General features: G+C 37.4%; 14 protein-coding genes. 7 read left to right on the forward strand and 7 right to left on the reverse strand.

Annotated elements, in window-relative coordinates:
- Nucleotides 1-313: 313 nt before the first annotated feature.
- Nucleotides 314-1297 (forward strand): biotin--[acetyl-CoA-carboxylase] ligase, encoded by a 984-nt coding sequence (locus IGI79_RS13585; protein ID WP_195273628.1) that lies wholly within the window; start codon nt 314-316, stop codon nt 1295-1297.
- A gap of 718 nt (nt 1298-2015) precedes the next feature.
- On the opposite strand, the gene IGI79_RS13590 is transcribed toward IGI79_RS13585, so the two are convergent.
- Nucleotides 2016-2249, reverse strand: coding sequence for a hypothetical protein (locus IGI79_RS13590; RefSeq protein WP_019722524.1), 234 nt, complete (start codon nt 2247-2249; stop codon nt 2016-2018).
- Nucleotides 2250-2551: 302 nt separating this feature from the next.
- Between IGI79_RS13590 and IGI79_RS13595 the strand changes: the two genes are divergently transcribed.
- The 3 genes from IGI79_RS13595 to IGI79_RS13605 all read left to right on the forward strand — a co-directional run bounded on the left by IGI79_RS13595 (nt 2552) and on the right by IGI79_RS13605 (nt 6082).
- Nucleotides 2552-3925 (forward strand): hypothetical protein, encoded by a 1374-nt coding sequence (locus tag IGI79_RS13595; protein ID WP_195273629.1) that lies wholly within the window; start codon nt 2552-2554, stop codon nt 3923-3925.
- 287 nt (nt 3926-4212) lie between these two features.
- Nucleotides 4213-5079 (forward strand): hypothetical protein, encoded by an 867-nt coding sequence (locus IGI79_RS13600; RefSeq protein WP_104776043.1) that lies wholly within the window; start codon nt 4213-4215, stop codon nt 5077-5079.
- Nucleotides 5080-5314: 235 nt separating this feature from the next.
- A complete protein-coding gene (locus tag IGI79_RS13605) occupies nt 5315-6082 on the forward strand; it encodes a hypothetical protein (protein ID WP_104776044.1) in 768 nt (255 codons plus the stop codon).
- A gap of 623 nt (nt 6083-6705) precedes the next feature.
- Here the strand turns inward: IGI79_RS13605 and IGI79_RS13610 are convergent.
- The 4 genes from IGI79_RS13610 to IGI79_RS13625 all read right to left on the reverse strand — a co-directional run bounded on the left by IGI79_RS13610 (nt 6706) and on the right by IGI79_RS13625 (nt 10881).
- Nucleotides 6706-7695, reverse strand: a complete 990-nt coding sequence (locus IGI79_RS13610; RefSeq protein ID WP_066026509.1) for a polyprenyl synthetase family protein — start codon at nt 7693-7695, stop codon at nt 6706-6708.
- Nucleotides 7696-7717: 22 nt separating this feature from the next.
- Nucleotides 7718-8284 carry a Gx transporter family protein gene (locus IGI79_RS13615; protein ID WP_010733918.1) on the reverse strand — a complete coding sequence of 189 codons (567 nt, stop codon included), beginning with the start codon at nt 8282-8284 and terminating at the stop codon, nt 7718-7720.
- 12 nt (nt 8285-8296) lie between these two features.
- The gene (locus tag IGI79_RS13620; protein WP_104776045.1) at nt 8297-8707 is read right to left on the reverse strand and encodes a NusG domain II-containing protein; all 411 of its coding nucleotides are present in this window, start codon (nt 8705-8707) and stop codon (nt 8297-8299) included.
- A 242-nt stretch (nt 8708-8949) separates the two neighbouring features.
- Nucleotides 8950-10881 (reverse strand): NAD(P)/FAD-dependent oxidoreductase, encoded by a 1932-nt coding sequence (locus tag IGI79_RS13625; RefSeq protein ID WP_019722800.1) that lies wholly within the window; start codon nt 10879-10881, stop codon nt 8950-8952.
- 305 nt (nt 10882-11186) lie between these two features.
- Between IGI79_RS13625 and pplA the strand changes: the two genes are divergently transcribed.
- The 3 genes from pplA (at nt 11187) to menA (ending at nt 14418) form a co-directional block, all read left to right on the forward strand.
- Nucleotides 11187-12125 (forward strand): extracellular electron transfer flavoprotein PplA, encoded by a 939-nt coding sequence (gene pplA / locus IGI79_RS13630; RefSeq protein WP_010733915.1) that lies wholly within the window; start codon nt 11187-11189, stop codon nt 12123-12125.
- 229 nt (nt 12126-12354) lie between these two features.
- A complete protein-coding gene (locus IGI79_RS13635) occupies nt 12355-13452 on the forward strand; it encodes an FAD:protein FMN transferase (protein WP_010733914.1) in 1098 nt (365 codons plus the stop codon).
- A 12-nt stretch (nt 13453-13464) separates the two neighbouring features.
- A complete protein-coding gene (gene menA, locus IGI79_RS13640; protein WP_010733913.1) occupies nt 13465-14418 on the forward strand; it encodes a 1,4-dihydroxy-2-naphthoate polyprenyltransferase in 954 nt (317 codons plus the stop codon).
- A gap of 186 nt (nt 14419-14604) precedes the next feature.
- Here menA and IGI79_RS13645 read toward each other — a convergent pair whose 3' ends face one another.
- Nucleotides 14605-15213 (reverse strand): hypothetical protein, encoded by a 609-nt coding sequence (locus IGI79_RS13645; protein WP_066026289.1) that lies wholly within the window; start codon nt 15211-15213, stop codon nt 14605-14607.
- A complete protein-coding gene (locus tag IGI79_RS13650; RefSeq protein WP_104776046.1) occupies nt 15214-16149 on the reverse strand; it encodes a hypothetical protein in 936 nt (311 codons plus the stop codon).

Genomic DNA, 16149 nt, shown 5'->3' on the forward strand with positions numbered 1-16149 from the left:
ACTTTTGTTTCCTTATATTAAAGCCGAAACGGACAATATTTCGTTTCTGCCTTCGCTTCATCAGATAGTTTTTGCAACTTCATATAATACACTGTTTAAACGTAAAAGTCAACACTTCCTGGCGTTTCCTGTAAATTTTCGTAATTGTTTCTTAATCTTTCTTTTTTGTTCCAATTTCGTCCATTCCTAATTGAGTGACTCTTCCTCACAAAATCTTTTCGTCTTTATAGCGACTCAAACAAAAAGTATGACGCGCTGTCCTCATTCGATCGTAAATCTGCTAATATATAAATAGTAGAAAGGAGCTTGATCGATGACGACAAAAGCCAAGGTACTACACCTTTTAAAAAATACTCCGACATTTCTATCCGGTGAAAAAATCGCCCAACAACTGAATGTCTCCCGAACGAGTATTTGGAAAGCCATCAAAGAATTAGAAAAAGAAGGTTTTCGCTTTGAACATCAAGCGAAAGGTTATCGTTATCTCCCCTCCGATGTATTAGATCCTGTAGAGATTTCCCATGAATTATCTTCTTTTGACGTTCAAGTGAACGTTTTATCACAATCAGAATCGACGATGAAAGATGCTAAGTCGGCATCTAATATGGATACTACGAAACCTAGTTTATTTATCGCGGATACACAAGAACAAGCCCATGGACGTTTTGGACGTTCCTTTTTCGCTCAACCAGGTCAAGGAATCTACATGAGCCTATTATTGCATCCACAAAAGCATTTTGAGGAATTGCCACAATATACGTTGATTGCTGCCAGTGCATGTGTCAAAGCGATTCAAGAAACGACAGGAAAACATGCCATGATCAAATGGGTCAACGATATCTACCTTGAAGGGAAAAAGGTTTGTGGAATTTTATCTGAAGCGGTAAGCGATATGGAAAGTGGTGAAATTCGTTCGGTGATTATTGGTGTGGGCTTGAATTTTTCGATCCCTCAAACGCAATTTCCTGATGAGATCCAGCAAAAAGCGACCTCCTTGTTTCCTGATGGTGAAGCATCGATGACTAGAAATCAATTGATCTGCGCGATTTGGAAACATTTTTTTAGGTATTTAGCCGACCCTTCGCACACCTATTTTGATCTTTACACAGAACGGTCATTTGTCCTAGGTAAGTCTGTCAGCTTTACCCGACAAGGAAAATCTTATCAAGGAATTGCCCAGGCAATCGGTCCAAAAGGAGAACTGATCGTAGATACGCCAAACCAGCGCTTCCAACTACTCTCTGGTGAAGTCAGCTTAACAGAAATCGATGGGTTACCATCAGCAAAAAGAGGCTAGTTCGTTTCCTAGCCTCTTTTTTATCAATGGTGGGTTTGTCATGCTCGCTTTATTTTCATAAGCTTGATGTCACGAGAAAACATGCAAGCTTCTTTACGATGTACTATATTTTTCTACTATGTGCTTGATTCTATGTTTGAGGTACTACATTATGTGTTTTATTTTACTTTTGAGTCTACATCTAATTTCTATGTTTGTTCTATGTTTGTTCTATGTTTTAGTTCTATGTTTTAGTTCTATGTTCGATATCCTTTTTAAATAGGATAGTACTATGTGCTATTGTCAGTAGCAGTAGAACAATCAAACTACTGCCTGTCAATACTAATGGACACCTGATAACATTTGCCTACGCTTTTATCTAGATGCGCTGTCGCAATCTGTGATGCACGTCGTCAAGCAAGTGAGACCGAGCAACTATTTTTCCCCGAAATAGTTTTCGGCAATCAAGTGATGTTCTATGTGTGTTGTTTCCTCTATTTACTACTTCTAAGTCATTTATAAGCTTATCTATTGAAGACCAACGATTGCTTTCTCCACTTCTTCCTATACAGAACCCTCTTCCATTTAACGCCCCCTTTTTTGTTTTGCTGTCGTTCTGTTTGTATCATAACGCATAAAAAAATGAATGAATTCTTTTGTATTGAATTACAACATTTTTTATTTCCACATTAGATTCAGCGATCTCTTACTGGGTCATCCCAGCCTCAATGGACTATTTTCAAATTTTGCAAAATTGTAATTGATTCGCTTTAGAAGAAGAAAAATATTCGATCTTCAAGTTGAATTTTTTTACAATTAAACAGCGGATCAAAAATTTATCTGCCGCAGACAAAGGTTGCTGATACTCTTCTTCAATATCACGAAATGAAAAATTTCTTTTCTTCTCACTTAGTTTTGTTACGATCTCAATCACCGTTAATTGCGTTAATTCTGATGTATATTGTTTTCTCACAGCTGCTCTCCTTTATTCATAGCGTTCTTTAATCCAGAATATAGCATGGAATTTTTCTTGCTGGGAACAATTTTTTTCCAAAAACAAAAAAAGATTGTTTTAAATAAACAAAACAATCCATTTGAGTGATTTAATCCATAACATGAACGAAAGTCACCTCTGCTCTGCCAATCAATCCAAATAACACCTTTTAGAAAAAATCAATACTAAAAATTTACATATGATAGAAATAATCGGTACATACCACGAGTTGAAAAATGATATTTTTTTTATATATTAATAAAGATAATTAAGGAGAAACAATGGATAAACCTAAAAAAAATATAGAGGTGACAAGATTTTTAAACACAGCCGTCAGAGATGGTGTTTTAAATCCACAAGCAATCGGTCAAGAAAGTTTGTCTCGCTTGAGATTACACATATTGATCAAAGAACAATCGTTAACTATAAATTTAAAAGCGCCGAATCTTTCTGACACCATCTTTCAGAGAATCAGTAGACAATTAGATGTTGTAAAAAAATTCTCACAACAAACAGCATCGATCACAGCTGAAAATATCCAGTTGTCTGCTAAACAAATTGACCAGAAAATTGAGCGTTTAACCGAAAAAGACAGAGAGTTAAATGAACAAATCAGGGAAATTAAAAGTGAAGTAAAAAAACTTTCTAGCAGAACAGCCAATCCGGATGAATATAACAAGGCAACAACAAAACTCAATAACGCAAATAAAGAACTAAGTAATAATCGAAATAACATCTACAGTCATCGCGCAATGAAGCTTGTCCTAAAAGAACAAGAACGCCAGCAAACGAAAAGTGTTCGCCGCGAATCTGTCGATCAGTCGCCGAGACGACAATCCGTTTCTCAAGTAACATCTGAACCTCGTCAGTCTGTCGCACAAAAGCTTTCTACGCCTCGGCAATCACTCGTACAGCAACAGGAAAAACGAACAGAAAAAATCGATAACCTAACAGAAAAGATCATAAATACAGAGAAAACAATACAGGCGCTTGCAAAAGAAAGAGATGGTCTCGTTAGCAACCCTAACGTAAAAGAAGAATTCGCTATATATACTGAAGGCATCCAACTTCATCGAAAACAAGCAGACAATCTTTACCGTCAACTGGAGACGATTGATTCAAAGACTGCAACGAAGTTAGAAACAAAATTTGCTGATTCCCCTTATGGCAAAGTCGCGTGTCCATTAACACCTAAAGAAATCTCTGCAATCAAAGTAGAAAAGGCCAATGAAAAGTTCAATCAATCTTACCGCAATGCATCTCCTGAACCTAAAATGAACAAAAAGCTAAGAATAGACACGGGAAAAACCCTCTCAGAGAAAGAGAAAGCAGCCGAACAGAAGAAGTTTATCCAAGAAACTAAACGTAATTTGCAAAAAATTGAGAACAAATTACAAAAGTACCAAAAACGGAAAAAAAGTATCATCGGTCTGATTGCGAATGCCTTTCAAAGAAAAAAAATCCAAGGTTTAAAGGAAAAGAAAACTGATTTGATAAACAAACTCAAGCAACCGCAAAAAAAACCGCAAAAAGGTATCCTAAAACCAACATTTAAAGAACAAGTAACTGACGCTCATAATAAACAAGAACAACAAATGAAAAATCAAAAACCACGTGGAGATCGAACACAATCACCTAGCTTTAGCAGATCATGAGCATCGCCCACACCGATAAAGATTTTCTAGCTAAAGTTGTTCAAGCAATCCATATATTTATAAATAGTTATTTTATATGGTTTATTTCATTACAAAAAGATACAAAGTATTCCAATGAATAAATTCTATTATTCAATTAATACACCTGTTCAAATGTTAATTTTACAACATTTTATTATCACAGAATTAATATCAAAAATTTTATTTAATAGAAATTATCGGTCCTGTTTACCAATAAAAAAATGTTATGTTTGTTTATGTATAACGAATAAGAGAAGGAGATAGATATGGCTAAGAATGAGCAAGATAAGCAACCAATCACACAGGGAGAAAAAACAGCAATCACTCAACTGTCGAATCAAATTATCAACTCTGAGAATAAGATTGAAGAGTTAAAAGGAAATCTAGCGGAGCTTGGGGATACATCTAAATCTTCGGAAAAGTATCAGGAATTAACAGACGCTATCAAAACCCATAGAAAAAGAGTTCATGTGTTATATGCAAAAATTGAAAAAATTTCACCCGCACATGCGGATAGATTGGAAAAATACATAGATAACCATTTCACTCAAGACAAAAGCGTCACGAAAAGCAATGAGAAAACCATGAATGAACCTATCTATGAAACCATTCCTGAAGTTAGGAAAAAAAGGAAGGAAGAGATCGATGTCCCAATCACATTAAAAAGGGCTCGATCAAAAGAAGAAATTCAGTCGGCTGTTAAATCTGCTAATGATAAATTCAATGAAATCCATAAAGATATAGATTCAAAGTCTATTGATAAAAGAGAGAAAACGATCGAAATCAAAAAAAAACCAATCAAGGATAATATGAGTCAAAATCTTTCGTTAGATAAAGCCAATAAAAAGTTAGACCAAACGGAAAAAAAACTAGCTACTATTAAAAAAAGAAATAAGACGTTAACTGGCAAAATCATGAATTTATTTGGTAGAAAAAATAAAGAAGACTTAATGAACCAAAAGAAATTATTGATTGATCAGATTAAAACTTTAAAAGCAGAGCCTATAAAAGGTATTCTGAAACCGCCATTGACTGAGAAGTTAGCTAACGCACAGGAAAAGGTCAAAGCGAACGCCCAAGAAAAGGCAAATTCTACACTGAACAATCGACCAAAAACTAGCCATACAATTTAAAAATAAAACAGCTTCATACTAAACAAAATAATTCAGGAGATTGATCAAAAATCATGGTCGATCTCCTGTTTTCTGCTATCATGCATACTTTCCTCCTCTTTGTTTTCTCGCTCATGTTTCAAGAGCAAGAAATGCTCACACTAATTTTCTCTACTTAGAAATTATCGGTATAAATCACGAAGATTAAAATGCTATTTTTGTTTATGTAACTAAGACAAGAGATGAGGAACTAATTATGGATAATCGTAAAGAGAATATTATGTCAGTAGAAAAGATGAGACAGCGTTCAAGGGAATTGAGTAAGCATCTACCAAAAAATCCTGCTACAGAAATCAAGCAACTGACAAAAAGCCTGATGAATACAGTAGCTAGGATCCAAGAGCTAAAGGAAAAAAGAGAACAGCTTAGTGATCGTTCCACATCTTCAAAAAAATATAGGGAACTAACAGCTGGCATCAAAAATAATGAAAAAAGAGCGCAAGAATTACTTGATAAAATCGACAAGTTGTCGCCAAAACAAGTAGATAAACTTGTCGAACGATACACAGACTCTGCTGAACCGATCTACGAAACAATTCCTAGTGATAGTAAAAGGAATGAAAAAGATGCGCCACTCCCTGAAATACGTGACCGAACAAAAAAAGAAGTGGTAAATGCTGTTGCAGAAGCGAATCGTAAGTTCAATGAAACACATAAAAGTATCTCTAAAGAACCTTATGCGAATCGACAGCAAAAAATAAAGTTTGATGCAAAAACATTGGTAAATGGAATGGATAAAGAGGAGCCTTCCCAAAAACGCGATCACACAGACAAAGAAGTTGGGAAGGCTAATCATAAGGTACAGGCCGAATCATTACAAAAAAAGATTTCACCTGAGACTCAGAAATTTACATTAAAAGATAGGATCAATCATGCACATCGCCAAACAGAAAACAATCATCTAACACAAGATAGCCACTCGCGAAACAATCGACCACAAACTAGCCCGAGCCTTGGAAGATAAAAAATAAAAAAACCAGTGATTTCCTTATCAGTCAGGACTGCATAAGGCTTTCACTGGTTTTTATTGACTCATTTATTCTTGTCATTCAGCGACATTTCCCCCAAAATGTTAACGATACTGATTGTCAGAATAAACAAAAAATGAATGTTTTAACTACTTGTTTTGTCCATGGTTCACTCAATATTATGTATTATTTCTTATGTGCTTTGATTTCCCTCCTTTATTCTTCCTCCGTCACTTTATGTACTTACGTCCATAAATAAAACGATGTAAGCCCCTGTTCGATAAACGACCCATGTCCATTCTATTGATGGTTCATGTTTTTAAGAGCAACAAACTACTGATACGTATGGAACTACTAAATGGAAATCAGTCACCATGCGATACCTATTATTTAGCATACCTCTTTCTTTCAGAAGGTGCAAAACCACTTTTTCTGTGCAAAGAAAAAAATGAGCCTGGGACATTAGTCACCTTGCATCTCCTAGAACCGAATAAATGGTATTCCAGAAGCAACTCCTTCAGACATAAGCGTGAAACCCCAAAAATTTGAAGAACAATTTTCAGGGTTTCACGCTTATTTCTCGGAGCTGAACACTTCTGTCATATCATTTTTATATAACTTAGTCTGCCCGTCTTAGGATCAATGACGTCAAAGTTTCTAATGTTTCTTTTGTTTGTACCGAGGTATTTGGCAATTTTTTGATTTCTTTTAGTGCTTGTTTCGTATAGGATTCTGCCAACTTCTGGGCGCTTTCGACTCCTTGTGCTTCAATAACTAATTGTTGAACCTTCTCAGCTTCTGCTTGTGTCATTTGTTTTTCTTTGGACAAATATTCAAGTAATTCTGCTTTTTTGTCTGTTTGTAACGCATAGATCAAAGGTAAAGAATACACCCCTTGACGAATGTCTTCCAATACAGGCTTGCCGATGTCTTCGCTCTGTTTTGTATAATCTAAAATGTCATCAATGATTTGAAACGCCATGCCGATCGCTAACCCGATATCCCCGGCTTTTTTTGCAAAACGTTCGCTTGTGCCACTTTCGTATGCACCTACAAAACAACTAAGTTGAAAAAGCTCAGCGGTTTTACCAGAAATATTCTGTAAGTATTCTTCAACCGTCAACTGGGTATTGTATCTATCATCCATTTGCCCGAGCTCGCCATTCAATACTTTTTCCATACTTCGTGCATTTAATTGCATACTCTTTAAGGAGGAGGTATATTCGGACAAGAGTTTGAAACAACAAACAAATAAATAATCTCCGGCATAAACAGCGACACTATTGCCAAAACGGCTACGTAAGTTTGGCTGTCCTCTGCGTAAGTCAGCTTCATCAACGATATCATCATGGATCAACGTCGCAATGTGTAGCATTTCAATAGATGCTGCCAACGAAATGGCTTTATCGCGATCTTGCTCCGGGCCAAATTGAGCAAATAATAGTTGATACGCCGGACGCAGTAACTTTCCACCTGCATGAATCGTTTCTTTTATCGCTTCTTCTACTGGTTTGTTTTTCAGCCGAACAACACTTTCCATTTTTTTTAGTGTTTGGTTCAATTCCACTTGGATCGTTGGATAGTCCACCCACATTTGATGTAACTTCATAAAAAAACTCCTTGTATAACGCTTATTTTTTCAGAAATACCGATTGCCATTGACTATTGGTCTGTCGATCATAGTCTGCTTGGAAACGCTGAAGTGTTCTCACATGTTTCAGCAGATAATTAGCAGCTATCCCTATGGCCAATCCTGATAGAATACCTAGGAATGACAAAATCGGTAAGTAGAGCATGACTGTCCATGATTGTGCGATAAATGACGCGGTCAATAACTGACCGACATTATGCATAAATCCACCTGTCGCGCTGATGCCAATAATGCTAACTCTTTTAGGACCCAGTTGTTTGACTATCAACATCCCTACATAACTCAACAACGCACCACTCATACTATAAAGAAACGTCGAAATCGTGCCGCCTAATAACGTGGTCAAAAATAAACGCAACCAAAGTAATAAGAAGCTATCTCGTTTTTTCATTGTAAAAATTGCCACAATCGTAATCAAATTAGCCAATCCTAGTTTTGCACCTGGCGCAAAAGCGAAAGGATAAGGAATCATATTTTCCAATAAACCGATGATCACACCTTGGGCAACTAATAAAGATATATAGATCATTTTTTGTAATTTACTCATGACGTGAACCGTCTAATAAATCAGACTGTCTTCCCCACTCCCGTCTGTTGATCGCACTTCGATCACTAATTTGTGAGGCAAACAAACGATTGTTTCTCCTTGATTCGTTGCCCATCCTCGGCGAACGCAAATCTGGTCGTCGCAGTCTGCTTCTTTGATCCGAATTCGTTCCCCATCAATCTCGATCACATTTTTATCGCCGTGATCGTCTTCATATAAATAGGTATAAGCTTTGGTTTCAGCTACTAAAGGAAAAGTCTTGATTTCTGTTCCATCGACTCGTAGCACCGCTTCTTTATTTGGTGTTGCGTCCACTTGTTGATAACTAAAGATGACAACCGGTAAGAATGAGAGCATGACTAACAAAAGAATAATGATGATATCCCAAGGTTTTAATAAACTTTTTTGAATAAATTCTTTCAAGTACTCACTCCCTTTTTCTCCTCGTTTGATTGCTCCAATTTTACCATGAATAACGAAGGTTGTGAATGAGAGGCACAACACAGCTAATTCAAGGATTTGAGCGATTCATCATCTTTATACGAACCTATTTAAGAAAAAGACGAGCTTGGAATGTTTGCACACCCCAAGCTCCTCCTTATTTCTTCTCATGTCATGATTTTAGTTGCTAAAATCATTTTGATTATTTGAATTGTTAACTTTCTCTATTCGCCGTAACGTGCCTTTGGTTTCCCGTACCACCAATTACCTAGTGTTTTCTGTAACCAAGGAATCACCCAACGATCCAAACCGATCGCACGACCTGAACCATTCATCAAGGCAAACGCCACAAAGATGAACCAGATGTTTACCCAGTAGAACATACCAGAAATACAGAATGTGATAACTAAAACAATCGTTGTTGCACTACATAACCAAGTGAATAAACCGGCAATCAATGCTAACGCTAACGCGATTTCAAAGAAGACCATGAATTTTTGGAAGAACATCGCTACATCGTTATTTGGCATGATGACTTGCATGATGCTGTTGAACCAGTCTGGTGATTTATCGATCACTGCCATTGGTTCTTCACCATATGCGTAGCTCAAGCCAAAATGTGCCGCTTGTGTTGCTGCTTCTCCAGTTGTTGCACCTGCACCGCTCGCAGCTGTTGTTGCATCACCTGCTGCTGAAGCACCACTTGCTACATCTGCTACATTGTATTCCCAAGTCCAAGGGAACACACTGTTACCAGTAAACCATGAACCTTCACCAAACCAAGTACTTGGTTTTAATACTTCACCGTTACCAATCATTTTCTTAGAAGCTTCAACTAACCAAACGAGACCGTAGAAGATTCGTAATGGGACGCTCCATAAAACATTACCGTAACGAGAAGAATGTCCACGAGTCACATTGCGATCATCTTTGATATGGAAGAATTCGTGCATCATATATTGGAACATATAATAACCTGAACGGATATCAAAGAAATATTTCAAGTTGACGATATGCTTCATGATAATTGCTAAAAAGCCACTTAAATGGATCTTGTCAAATAAGTTCGCTACACCCCATTTGGCGCCGACAGAAACCATAAATCCTTGGTAGTTCCCTTTAAATTTATGTTTCTCGCCACCTTTGATCGAAGCCACGATATTCGCTGCAGCTGTATGACCGGTTTGTTCTGCGGCTTGAACGATTTGTGGTGTTGGTGTATTAGGGAATTCTTCGTAATACACTAAATCACCAATGATGTAGATATTTTGTTCTTCATAGCCTTTTGCTTGCATATATTCGTTTGCTACTAAACGTTGGCCACGTGCAGTCTCTAATCCGAAATCAGCCGCATCGGTTGTTCCTTTAACACCTGCTGTCCAAATCAAGGTATGCGTAGGCACTTCACGACCGTCTTTTAATTTGATATGGTCAGGAGCGACTTCAACGATTGGCGCATTCAACAATAGCTCAACATTCTTTTTATTTAAATAACGTTCTGCTTTGGCTGCATCATTACGATCCAACATATTCAAAATCGTTGGCATTGCTTCAACAACCATTAGTGTAATCTCATTTGCATCTAGTTTGTAGTCTTTGGCTAAACGATCTTTCCAATCCACTAACTCACCGATCATTTCGATTCCCGTAAACCCAGAACCACATACAACAAACGTTAACATTGCCTTACGCAATTTTTCGTCTGGTTCTAATGCTGCTTTTTCGACTGTTTTCTCAATGTGCTTACGGATCTTAACGGAATCTTCAAATGACCAAAGAGTAAAGCCATTTTCTTTAACACCTGGTGTACCAAAATCATTTGGTTCACCACCCATACCTAAAATCAATTGATCGAATGGATAAGCGCCTAATTTGGTTTTGACGATTTTTTTCTCTTTGTCGATGCCAATTACTGTATCAGTCACTAGATCTACATTTTTTTGTCTTGCAAATAATCGTTGTAAATCGTACTGGATCGCCTCTGGTTCCACACGTCCGCCTGCAACTTCGTGAAGTTCTGTCATCATCGTGTGGTACGAATGACGATCAATCAATGTGATTGTTACGTCTTCTTTTTTCAGTTTCTTCGCTAAGTGTTTTGTAGCTGAAACACCCGCATAACCAGCACCCACAACGACAATATTTTGCTTTGTCATTGAATATCCGCTCCTTATTTTTCATCTATATAAATTATTAATAGTTGATCGTTTTTTCAATTTGATAATGATTACACAATCTTTATACATTATATAGATGTTTTGTATATTTGTCTAACACCTTTTTATGTTTTTTTTATTACAATAAAAACGCCTGTTTTTCACGAAATTTCCAGAAAGAAAACGCTCAATTAAATCACTGTCGTTATTTTTTTAAAACGGTTGACTTATTGATGATATCCATTAGAATGTATAATGAATCACAAGGAATTTGTGGACAAAAAATGAAATGGCGGGGTTAAAAAATGAAGAAAAATCGGTTTGTTACGGGGTTTGCGGTATTAGCATTCTCAACATTGATGCTAGGAGCTTGTGGATCAGATAACAATGATAGTTCAAGTAGTACATCTTCTTCTACTTCTACTGCACAATCTTCTACAACAGAAACTAGTACAACAGAATCAACTAAAGAAATCGTTGCTGGTGGAGAATTACAAGACGGTACATACAAGTTAGAAGAAAAAAACTACTCTAATGGTTACCGTTCAGTCTTTGAAATGGTCGTAAAAGACGGCAAGATCACTGAGTCTAATTATGACAATGTGAACGAAGATGGCAAATCTAAAATGGATGATGCTGAATACAACGAAAACATGAAAGCAAAAGCTGGTACAAATCCAGAAACATTCATTCCTGAATTAAATGAACAGTTGCTAAGCGCACAAAGCGCAAGTGGTGTAGAAGTTGTGACTGGTGCGACACATTCATCAGAAAGTTTCCAAAACTACGCACAACAATTGATCCAAGCGGCTCAAGCGGGTAACACTGAAACGATTGAAATCGATAATGGTGCAGAACTTAAAGACGGCACATACAAGTTAGAAGAGAAAAACTATTCAAATGGCTATCGTGTGCAATTTGAATTGACAGTTGCAGATGGCAAAGTCACTGAATCAAACTTTGATTACATCGATGCAGATGGCAAATCAAAACAAGATGATACAGAGTACAACGAAAAGATGAAAGAAAAATCTGGTACTGACCCTCAAACTTACATCCCAGAATTAAACGATGAACTTGTTTCAGCAATGGGCGAAGAAGATGGTTCTCCAGCAGATGTAGAAGTAGTAACTGGCGCAACTCACAGTGCACATTCATTCATCATGTACGCACAACAGTTAGTCAATGCTGCTGAAAAAGGCGATACACAAACAATTGAAGTCGATAACATTGTGACAAAATAAACTTTGTCTAACAGAAGGCTCATCTGCCTTTACGATAATCCTTTTGGAGATGTGGCAACTGTCACATCTCTTTTTCTGTGCTATCCCTACAAACACCACATCCCCCGAAAAAAAGATGTTCATTCCTGCCAGATTATATTAGAATACAAAGCATGAACTTACTTTTGATTTCGCTTAGAGATTTCTCTTTATGCGGAACATGAAATAGATAAAAAGAAATGAGGAATAGATGTTGAAGAAACGATTACTTCCTTTTGTCTTGCTCTTGTGCCTACTGACCATTGCGGGTTGCAGCACAGATCAAACAACTGAAGGAAAACAAGAGAACAACACTTCACTGCTTTCTGACCCTTACACAGACGAACAATTTTTGCTTGGTACTTACGTTCGTATCCGTATCTACGATGAAGGGAAAGAAGACGTATTAAAACCTGCTTTTGACCGAGTCAAAGAGTTAGGCGATAAAATCACGATCAATCAAAGCGGCTCCGAAGTTGATGAAATCAATCAACAAGCAGGAATCAAACCAGTCAAAGTATCTGACGATGTGTACCGTTTATTAAAACGTGCGTATGAGTACAGCGAGGACTCTCATGGAGGCTTTGATATGGCAATCGGTCCAATCACACAACTATGGCGTATCGGCTTTGACGATGCACGTAAACCATCACAAGCAGAAATCGATGAAGCATTGAAGTTAGTGGATTATCATAAAGTCCAATTCAATGATGAAGAAAAGACGGTTTACTTGCAAGAAAAAGGCATGATCCTTGACCTAGGTGCCATTGCGAAAGGATTCATCACTGATGAAGTCGTCAAAGTCTTGAAAGACCATGATGTAACGACGGCGATCGTCGATCTAGGTGGGAATGTCTATGTTCTTGGACACAGTCCTAGAGGAGAAGATCAAGATTGGACAGTCGGTATTCAAGATCCGAATCTTGCCCGTGGAACGATCCTCGGCTCGATCAAAGAACGAAATAAAACATTAGTCACATCTGGAATCTATGAGCGCTACTTGGAAGTTGATGGCGTGAAATATCATCACTTGTTCGACCCTAAAACCGGCTATCCTTTTGACAACGACATCGCTGGTGTCACGATCATCACCGATCAATCCATTGATGGAGACGGACTATCTACTGCGGTCTTCGCCATGGGTGTCAAAGATGGCTTGGCTTACATCGAGGATAAACTGAATGATGGAACTGAGGCGATTTTTGTGACAAAAGATGATAAGGTCTATGTGACAGATCCAATCAAAGACACTTTCAAACTCGCTGAAGATTCAAAATATACTATGGGTGATCGTTCTGAATTAAACTAAGGAGTAACTGATATGACACTAAAAATCTTTTTAGAAGTAGTTGAACTACGTACGAAGGTCGCTAGTGTATTTCCTTTTGCGATAGGGGTTTTATTCTCTATCGCTTTTTTTCACGAAATACAGTGGCTGAACACTTTACTGTTTTTTATTGGTATGCTTGTCTTTGACTTAGCCACTACCGCAATCAATAACTATATGGATTATGAAAAAGCACATTCGGAAATTTATAAATATGAAGAGAACGTCATTGGACGGACTGGTATTTCACCAAAACTCGTACGAAACATGATTTTAGGAATGATTGCTTTTGTCTTAGTCATCGGTATATTACTGACATTGCGGACCGGTTGGTTATTGTTGCTGATGGGGATGATTTGTTGTTTTATTGGGATTTTTTATACTTTTGGTCCTATCCCTTTATCACGTATGCCATTAGGAGAGATTTTCAGTGGTTTTACCATGGGTTTAGGGATCTTTACAATGGTCATCTATATCAACACTCATCGCAGCGATCTATTTGATTTAACCCTGTCTTTAGCAACTGGCACCTTCAATTTATCTGGCAATATCTGGGCCGTAGCCGCCATCTTTCTTGCAGCACTCCCACTTGTTTTTACGATAGCCAATATTATGTTAGCGAATAATTTACGCGATTTGGAGCGAGATATTGAAAATCATCGGTACACGTTAGTTTTCTACATTGGTCGTCCAATCGGTATCATGCTTTTTCAACTTTTGATGTATGCGTGCTATCTGATTCTTTTAATAGGTCTGATCAGTGGTATTTTTCAATGGCCGATCCTTCTGGCTTTCTTGACTTTACCAAAAATATATCTTAATCTTCAGCTATTCAAAGAGAGTCTGCCGCAGCCTATCAGTTTTAGCTATTCAATCAAAAATATGATTTTGTTCAACAGTAGTTATGCACTTGGTTTATTCGCAACGATTCTTCTCAATCAACTATAGACATAAAAGTGTCTGGGACATTAGTCCTCTTGTACCACCTAAAACCGAATAAACGGCGGGAACAGAAGTAACCTCATCGGAAATAAGGCGCCATCCACAAAAATTTGAAAAACAATTTTCGTGGATGGCGCCTTATTTCTCGAGGCTGAACACTTCTTTCCCGACCTCTTTCTCTAGTTCTACAGACTATCTCGTTGGTAATGGTGTACCTTTTGCTAGTGAATTTCTTGTCAATCCCTGAGTTCTTAATGCATCATTGTGTAGTTTTGCTTGTCTATTCGCTCTATTCGTCATTGCGGATAGTCTTGGCTTTCCATCTGGAGTGCCGCCTTTTTCAGCTGAATTACTTCTAGACAGTAAGGGCTTTTCAGCTGAACTTCGTCCATGGGACATTGAGGCAGTCCCCTGTTCTCTGGTCAGATGGTCTCTACTGATAACAAGTTTCCGCTTAATAGAGTTCCAGGCTTTAGACAAAGTTCCCTTGTCTTTTGACTCTTTGTCTATTAACTTTTCTCTTCCATCTGCACGATTTTGCTGATACGTTCTGTATTTTTGCCTTAAGAAATGCCAAGCTCTGCCTAGAATGCCTTTTTCTTTTGGCTCTTTACTTTTTGGATTTTCTCGTGCTTCTTTACGTTTTTGTCGAAATACCTGAACTTTTCGATATACTTTCATTCCTAATCGGAAAGCTGTTTTTACGAATCTATAGAGCCAAATTGGCCCTTTTTGAAACATTCTTTTAAAAATATTCTCGAGCTTATCGATTTCTGGATCTTTGTCTGTATTATTATGCATTTAGGTCACATCTCTTTCTGTTATAGTGACTGTATTGCCCTCTTCATCTGTGGTTTCTTGTGTTCTTGAGGAGTCTGAACGACTCGTTCCATCTTGTGTCATTTGTACAGACTCATACGGCTTTTTAAATAGAGTATTCCATTGGAAGCTTCCTTCATTTCCAAGCAACCTGTATTGATTCGCTTCTTCAGTGATTCTAAAAGTGATTGTTTTTTGTAGATTCCCACTGTCTGTTCGATTGACGACAAAGTTGGCACCCTCATGATCGGTATCAAATGAAACAATTCGATACTCAAACGTTACTTCTTCATCTGATCTCCCTTCTTCAATTTTTTTCTGAGTAAATGTGTCTTCTCCAAACTTTAATGTAAAGGAACGACTATTGTTCGTATTTTCCCATGTTCCTTGCATCAAGATATCCATCCACATTTGTGAAACTGCTCGTTGCGCGGCTTCAATCTGCTCAGAAATTTCTGCTTCTAACTGCGCTTTTACTTCTTCTGTAGGATAAAGATACACATCTTCCCCATCATCTTCTCGATATAAGATCGTATTTCCCATCTTAGTTTGTAGGGCAAATTCTTTGGTTTGCTTATTATCGTTTTCTAAAACTACCTGACCACTTGTATTTAAATAATAGGTCCCTGATTCAAACCAATCACTGGAGACTTTATAGGTTCCATCAGTTGCTAATACGATTTCTGTATCATCTGGTAGATTAGAATACCAGGTGCCACTGTAGATCGTTGCGTTAAAACGATCTCTTGACTCTGTTGTTGCTTGTTCTTCTGTCGTTGAGTCTGTTGATTTACCTGTATTTTCTTGTGCAGTATTCATTAATGAATACCCTACGAGTCCAGCAACCACAGCAACAAACAATCCAAGTCCGATAATTATTTTTTTACCTGACTCTGTTTCTAAAAAATTTTTTAACAT

This window comes from Enterococcus sp. AZ084 (genome assembly GCF_051714905.1).
GTDB classification, from domain to species: Bacteria; Bacillota; Bacilli; order Lactobacillales; family Enterococcaceae; genus Enterococcus_B; species Enterococcus_B pernyi.

Excerpts from the sequence above, each read along its gene's own strand:
- IGI79_RS13585 (WP_195273628.1), top strand. The coding sequence starts at position 314 with ATGACGACAAAAGCCAAGGTACTACACCTTTTAAAAAATACTCCGACA.
- IGI79_RS13595 (WP_195273629.1), top strand. The coding sequence starts at position 2,552 with ATGGATAAACCTAAAAAAAATATAGAGGTGACAAGATTTTTAAACACA.
- IGI79_RS13600 (WP_104776043.1), top strand. The coding sequence starts at position 4,213 with ATGGCTAAGAATGAGCAAGATAAGCAACCAATCACACAGGGAGAAAAA.
- IGI79_RS13605 (WP_104776044.1), top strand. The coding sequence starts at position 5,315 with ATGGATAATCGTAAAGAGAATATTATGTCAGTAGAAAAGATGAGACAG.
- IGI79_RS13610 (WP_066026509.1), bottom strand. The coding sequence starts at position 7,695 with ATGAAGTTACATCAAATGTGGGTGGACTATCCAACGATCCAAGTGGAA.
- IGI79_RS13615 (WP_010733918.1), bottom strand. The coding sequence starts at position 8,284 with ATGAGTAAATTACAAAAAATGATCTATATATCTTTATTAGTTGCCCAA.
- IGI79_RS13625 (WP_019722800.1), bottom strand. The coding sequence starts at position 10,881 with ATGACAAAGCAAAATATTGTCGTTGTGGGTGCTGGTTATGCGGGTGTT.
- pplA (WP_010733915.1), top strand. The coding sequence starts at position 11,187 with ATGAAGAAAAATCGGTTTGTTACGGGGTTTGCGGTATTAGCATTCTCA.
- IGI79_RS13635 (WP_010733914.1), top strand. The coding sequence starts at position 12,355 with ATGTTGAAGAAACGATTACTTCCTTTTGTCTTGCTCTTGTGCCTACTG.
- menA (WP_010733913.1), top strand. The coding sequence starts at position 13,465 with ATGACACTAAAAATCTTTTTAGAAGTAGTTGAACTACGTACGAAGGTC.
- IGI79_RS13645 (WP_066026289.1), bottom strand. The coding sequence starts at position 15,213 with ATGCATAATAATACAGACAAAGATCCAGAAATCGATAAGCTCGAGAAT.
- IGI79_RS13650 (WP_104776046.1), bottom strand. The coding sequence starts at position 16,149 with ATGTTAAAAAATTTTTTAGAAACAGAGTCAGGTAAAAAAATAATTATC.